Source organism: Streptomyces palmae (assembly GCF_004684805.1).
Classification (GTDB): Bacteria; Actinomycetota; Actinomycetes; order Streptomycetales; family Streptomycetaceae; genus Streptomyces; species Streptomyces palmae.
In genome coordinates, this window is sequence record NZ_SRID01000465.1 from 1 (window position 1) to 4,692 (window position 4,692).

Below are 4,692 nucleotides of genomic sequence, written 5' to 3' on the forward strand. Positions count from 1 at the left end.
AAGAGACAGGTGCCGGGGGTGTCGGGCCGGACGGTGACGGACTGGGCCAGCGCGGCGAAGCGGGTGGTGTCGTCGATCCGGTCGACGATCACCTGCTGTTGTTCGCGGGCCGCGGTGCTGACGGCGAGCGGAAAGCCGAGCGCCAGCAGTACGGCGGCCATCAGCACGATGAGCAGCGGCAGGAGTCGAGAGCGCACCAGGGGTGTCCGCGGCGGTCAGCGGTCGGCCGGGGCGACGAGCCGGTAGCCGACGCCACGCACGGTCTCTATCAGGGCCGGCATCCGCAGCTTGGAGCGCAGCGAGGCGATGTGCACCTCCAGGGTGCGCCCGGTCCCTTCCCAGCTGGTGCGCCAGACCTCGCTGATGATCTGCTCGCGGCGGAAGACCACGCCCGGTCGCTGGGCGAGCAGGGCGAGCAGGTCGAACTCCTTGCGGGTGAGCGAGACGACGGTGTCGGCCACGGAGACCTGGCGGGTGAGGAGCTCGATGGCGAGCTGGCCGAGCCGCAGCGGCGGCACGGGGCCCTCGGTGGCCGGTTCCTCGCCGCCGGGGGGCGTGTCGGCGACCACCGTACGGCGGCTCACCGCGTGGATGCGGGCGAGCAGTTCCATCGGGTCGTACGGCTTGACCACGTAGTCGTCGGCCCCGAGGTTGAGGCCGTGGATGCGGGAGCGCACGTCGGACCGCGCGGTCACCATGATCACTGGTGTCTTGGTGAGCTTGCGGATGCGGCCGCACACCTCGAAGCCGTCCTGGTCGGGCAGTCCGAGGTCGAGCAGCACCACGCCGAACGGCGCCCCCTTGTCGGGCAGCAGCGCCTGCAGGGCCTCGTCACCGTTGCGTGCGTGGGTGACCGAGAAGCCGTGCCGGGCGAGGACCGCGGAGAGGGCGGCGGCGACGTGGTTGTCGTCCTCGACCAGCAGAAGTCTCATCGGCCCCTCCTCGGCTCGGTGTGTGTCGGCGGTGTGTGGTGGGCACGAACCCGGTGTCACCGCGGTGTGTACGCCCGATGACATGGCCACAGGGCATCCACGCCGATCGGTGGGGTCCCCGTCAAGACGCATCCCGGTTCCATGGAGGTTCCGTTATGCAGCCGGTACGCATATTCCGCGCCCTGTTTACATAGAGTGTCCCTTTGTGGCCGTATCGTTATGCTCAATTTCAGCTCAGATGTAATGACGCTCGTCACCACCGCCCCCTAGGGTCCTCCCAACCGAGGAGGATGGAGCGAGACGCCGATGAGCGAAGTATCGGTGACCAAGGACGCCGTGGAGAAGACGGGCGAACTGGTCGCGCTGACAGGAGTCAACAAGCACTTCGGCGCGCTGCACGTGCTCCAGGACGTCAATCTGTCCATCGCCCGGGGCGAGGTCGTCGTCGTCATCGGGCCGTCGGGGTCGGGCAAGTCCACCCTGTGCCGGACGATCAACAGGCTGGAGACCATCGACGCCGGGACGATCACGATCGACGGGAACCCGCTCCCGCAGGAGGGCCGGGAACTGGCCAGGCTGCGCGCGGATGTGGGCATGGTCTTCCAGTCCTTCAATCTCTTCGCCCACAAGACGGTGCTGCAGAACGTGATGCTGGGCCAGCTCAAGGTCCGCAAGACGGACAAGAAGGCGGCCGAGGAGAAGGCGCGCGCGCTGCTGGACCGGGTCGGCGTCGGCACCCAGGCGGACAAGTACCCGTCGCAGCTCTCCGGTGGCCAGCAGCAGCGGGTGGCGATCGCCCGGGCTCTGGCCATGGACCCGAAGGTGATGCTCTTCGACGAGCCCACCTCGGCCCTCGACCCGGAGATGATCAACGAGGTGCTGGACGTGATGCAGCAGCTCGCCCGCGAGGGGATGACCATGGTCGTGGTCACCCACGAGATGGGCTTCGCCCGCTCCGCGGCCAACCGCGTCGTCTTCATGGCTGACGGCCGGATCCTCGAAGAGGCTCCGCCGGAGCAGTTCTTCAGCAACCCGCGCAGCGACCGTGCCAAGGACTTCCTGTCGAAGATCCTGCACCACTGATCTGACGATCGGCCCCTGATTTCACCGATCGGCACCCCCCGATGACTCGATGATCCGTCGGCTCGATGACATATCGCCGACGCCTCGATGAAGCCAAAGGATGTTCACCATGAAGTTCCGCAGGACGGCCGCGCTGGCCGCCGCCGCCACGATCACTCTGTCCCTGACCGCCACCGCCTGTGGCTCCGGCAGCGACAGCGACAAGATCCGCATCGGCATCAAGTTCGACCAGCCCGGTGTCGGCCTGAAGACGCCCGACGGCAAGTACACCGGCTTCGACGTCGACGTCGCCCGGTATGTCGCCAAGGAGCTCGGCTACGACGAGAAGGACATCGAGTTCAAGCAGGCGCCCAGCGCCGAGCGCGAGAACATGATCTCCCGCGGCGACGTGAAGTTCGTGGTGGCCAGCTACTCCATCAACGACGAGCGCAAGAAGAAGGTCTCCTTCGCCGGCCCGTACCTGCTGGCGCACCAGGACCTGCTCGTCCGCAGCGACGACAACTCCATCAAGGACGCCAAGGACCTCAACTCCAAGAAGCTGTGCTCGGTCACCGGCTCCACCTCCGCGCAGAACGTCAAGAACGACTTCGCGCCCAAGGCCGACCTGCAGGAGTTCGGCGGCTACTCGGAGTGCCTGACCGGTCTGGAGAACAAGGCCGTCGACGCGCTGACCACCGATGACGACATCCTCGCCGGCTACGCCGCGCAGAAGGAGCACCACGGCAAGTTCAAGCTCGCCGGCCTGAAGCTGAGCGACGAGAACTACGGCATCGGCATCAAGAAGGGCGACACCGAGCTCCAGGCCAAGATCAACAAGGCTCTGGAGAAGATGGTCGCGGACGGTTCCTGGGAGAAGGCCGTGAAGGCCAACTTCGGCCCGGCCAACTACAAGAACGAGCCCGCACCGAAGGTCACCGAGAAGAGCTGAGACCGCGGCGCGCCGCCCGAGCGCGGGCGGCGCGCCCTGCCATCCAACCAGGGGAGAGCGCGGTAAGAACGTGTTCGATTTTCTTGATGGGTACGACCTGCTCGGGGCCTTCTGGGTCACCGTGAAGCTCACCCTCTATTCGGCTGCAGGGTCCCTGATCTGGGGCACCATTCTGGCCGGCATGCGGGTCAGCCCCGTTCCGGTGATGCGCGTCTTCAGCACCGCGTACGTCAATGTCGTACGGAACACGCCGCTGACCATCGTGCTCCTCTTCACCTCCCTGGGGCTCAACCAGACGATGGGCGTCAAGCTCTTCGGTGGTTCTTCGGACGACGTGAACTTCCAGCTCGCGGTGCTCGGACTCACCCTGTACACGGCGACGTTCGTGTGTGAGTCGCTGCGCGCCGGCATCAACACGGTGCCGGTCGGCCAGGCGGAGGCGGCCCGCGCACTGGGGTTGAGCTTCACCCAGGTGCTGACCCTCGTGGTGCTGCCGCAGGCGTTCCGCGCCGTGGTCGCGCCGCTGGCGAACGTACTGATCGCGCTGACCAAGAACAGCACGATCGCCGCGGCCATCAGCGTCGCCGAAGCCTCGGCTCTGATGAAGACCATGATGGAGAACGAGACGGACTCGATCACCTTGGTCTTCGCGGTCTTCGCCTTCGGCTTCATAGTCCTGACCCTGCCCGTCGGCCTGCTGCTCGGCTGGGTGTCCAAGCGTGTGGCGGTGAAGCGATGACCAACCTGTCGGTCCTGTACGACACTCCGGGTCCCAAGGCCAAGCGCCGCAACATCGCCTACACGATCGGCTTCCTGGTCGTCCTGGGGCTCGGCGTCTGGTGGGTGCTGGACACCATGGCCGCCAACCACCAGCTGGAGGGCGCCAAGTGGCGGCCCTTCGTCGAGGACAGCCGGGTCTGGACCGAGTTCCTGGTCCCCGGCCTCACCAAGACGTTGCAGGCGGCGGCGCTGTCCATCGTCATCGCCCTGCCGCTGGGCGCGCTGCTCGGCATCGCCCGGATGTCGGACCATGCGTGGATCCGGGTCCCGGCGGGTGTGTGGGTGGAGTTCTTCCGCGCCATCCCGGTGCTGATGCTGATGATCTTCTCCTTCCAGCTCTACGCCCAGTACGGCAACGTCGACATCGACATCCGGCCGCTGTACGCCGTGGTGACCGGGCTGGTGCTGTACAACGCCTCGGTCATCGCCGAGATCGTCCGGGCGGGTATCGAGTCCCTGCCCCGCGGCCAGAACGACGCGGCCAAGGCCCTCGGTATGCGCAAGGGCCAGATCATGGGCACGGTGCTGCTGCCGCAGGCGGTCACCGCCATGCTGCCGGCCCTGGTCAGCCAGATCGTGGTGATCGTGAAGGACACCGCGATCGGTGGCGCGCTGCTGGGCTACGAGGAGCTCTTCTCCCAGGTCCGGTCGATCACCGCCAACTACGGCGCCAACACCATCGCCTCGATCACCGTGGTCGCGCTGATCTTCATCGTGGTCAACTTCCTCATCACCACGCTCGCGCGGTGGATCGAGAGCAGGCTGCGGCGGGGTCGGAAGAGCACCGGAGCGGTACTCGCCGCGGACCAGGCCGACCAGTTGGAGACGGCGGCACCGGTCGCGAAGGACTGAGGAACCCGGCAGGACCCGTCAGGTCCTGACCACCGCACCCCACCCTGGGTGAGCGGCGGGCGACGGCACCCATGCCGTCGCCCGCCGCCGTATACGCCCTCCCGCTCGCCCATCGCC

Annotated in this window: 5 protein-coding genes and 1 pseudogene; 4 read left to right on the top strand and 2 right to left on the bottom strand. The window is 66.9% G+C overall.

What is annotated here, in order from left to right; translation table 11 throughout:
• Both E4099_RS29195 and E4099_RS29200 read right to left on the bottom strand, forming a co-directional pair.
• Positions 1-197, bottom strand: a pseudogene (locus tag E4099_RS29195) (histidine kinase); the annotation flags it as partial.
• Positions 198-215: 18 nt separating this feature from the next.
• A complete protein-coding gene (locus E4099_RS29200) occupies positions 216-932 on the bottom strand; it encodes a response regulator transcription factor (protein WP_135342125.1) in 717 nt (238 codons plus the stop codon).
• 306 nt (positions 933-1,238) lie between these two features.
• On the opposite strand from E4099_RS29200, the gene E4099_RS29205 reads away from it, so the two are divergent.
• The 4 genes from E4099_RS29205 to E4099_RS29220 all read left to right on the top strand — a co-directional run bounded on the left by E4099_RS29205 (position 1,239) and on the right by E4099_RS29220 (position 4,575).
• Positions 1,239-2,015 (top strand): amino acid ABC transporter ATP-binding protein, encoded by a 777-nt coding sequence (locus tag E4099_RS29205; RefSeq protein ID WP_135342126.1) that lies wholly within the window; start codon positions 1,239-1,241, stop codon positions 2,013-2,015.
• 109 nt (positions 2,016-2,124) lie between these two features.
• Positions 2,125-2,943 carry a glutamate ABC transporter substrate-binding protein gene (locus tag E4099_RS29210; protein WP_135342127.1) on the top strand — a complete coding sequence of 273 codons (819 nt, stop codon included), beginning with the start codon at positions 2,125-2,127 and terminating at the stop codon, positions 2,941-2,943.
• A gap of 70 nt (positions 2,944-3,013) precedes the next feature.
• The gene (locus tag E4099_RS29215; RefSeq protein ID WP_135342128.1) at positions 3,014-3,682 is read left to right on the top strand and encodes an amino acid ABC transporter permease; all 669 of its coding nucleotides are present in this window, start codon (positions 3,014-3,016) and stop codon (positions 3,680-3,682) included.
• Positions 3,679-4,575 (top strand): amino acid ABC transporter permease, encoded by an 897-nt coding sequence (locus E4099_RS29220; RefSeq protein ID WP_135342129.1) that lies wholly within the window; start codon positions 3,679-3,681, stop codon positions 4,573-4,575. The genes E4099_RS29215 and E4099_RS29220 overlap by 4 nt, the downstream gene beginning before the upstream one ends.
• The last annotated feature ends 117 nt before the right edge of the window (positions 4,576-4,692 follow it).

Coding starts and splice junctions, on each gene's coding strand:
- E4099_RS29220 (WP_135342129.1), top strand. CDS start 3,679: ATGACCAACCTGTCGGTCCTGTACGACACTCCGGGTCCCAAGGCCAAG.
- E4099_RS29210 (WP_135342127.1), top strand. CDS start 2,125: ATGAAGTTCCGCAGGACGGCCGCGCTGGCCGCCGCCGCCACGATCACT.
- E4099_RS29200 (WP_135342125.1), bottom strand. CDS start 932: ATGAGACTTCTGCTGGTCGAGGACGACAACCACGTCGCCGCCGCCCTC.
- E4099_RS29205 (WP_135342126.1), top strand. CDS start 1,239: ATGAGCGAAGTATCGGTGACCAAGGACGCCGTGGAGAAGACGGGCGAA.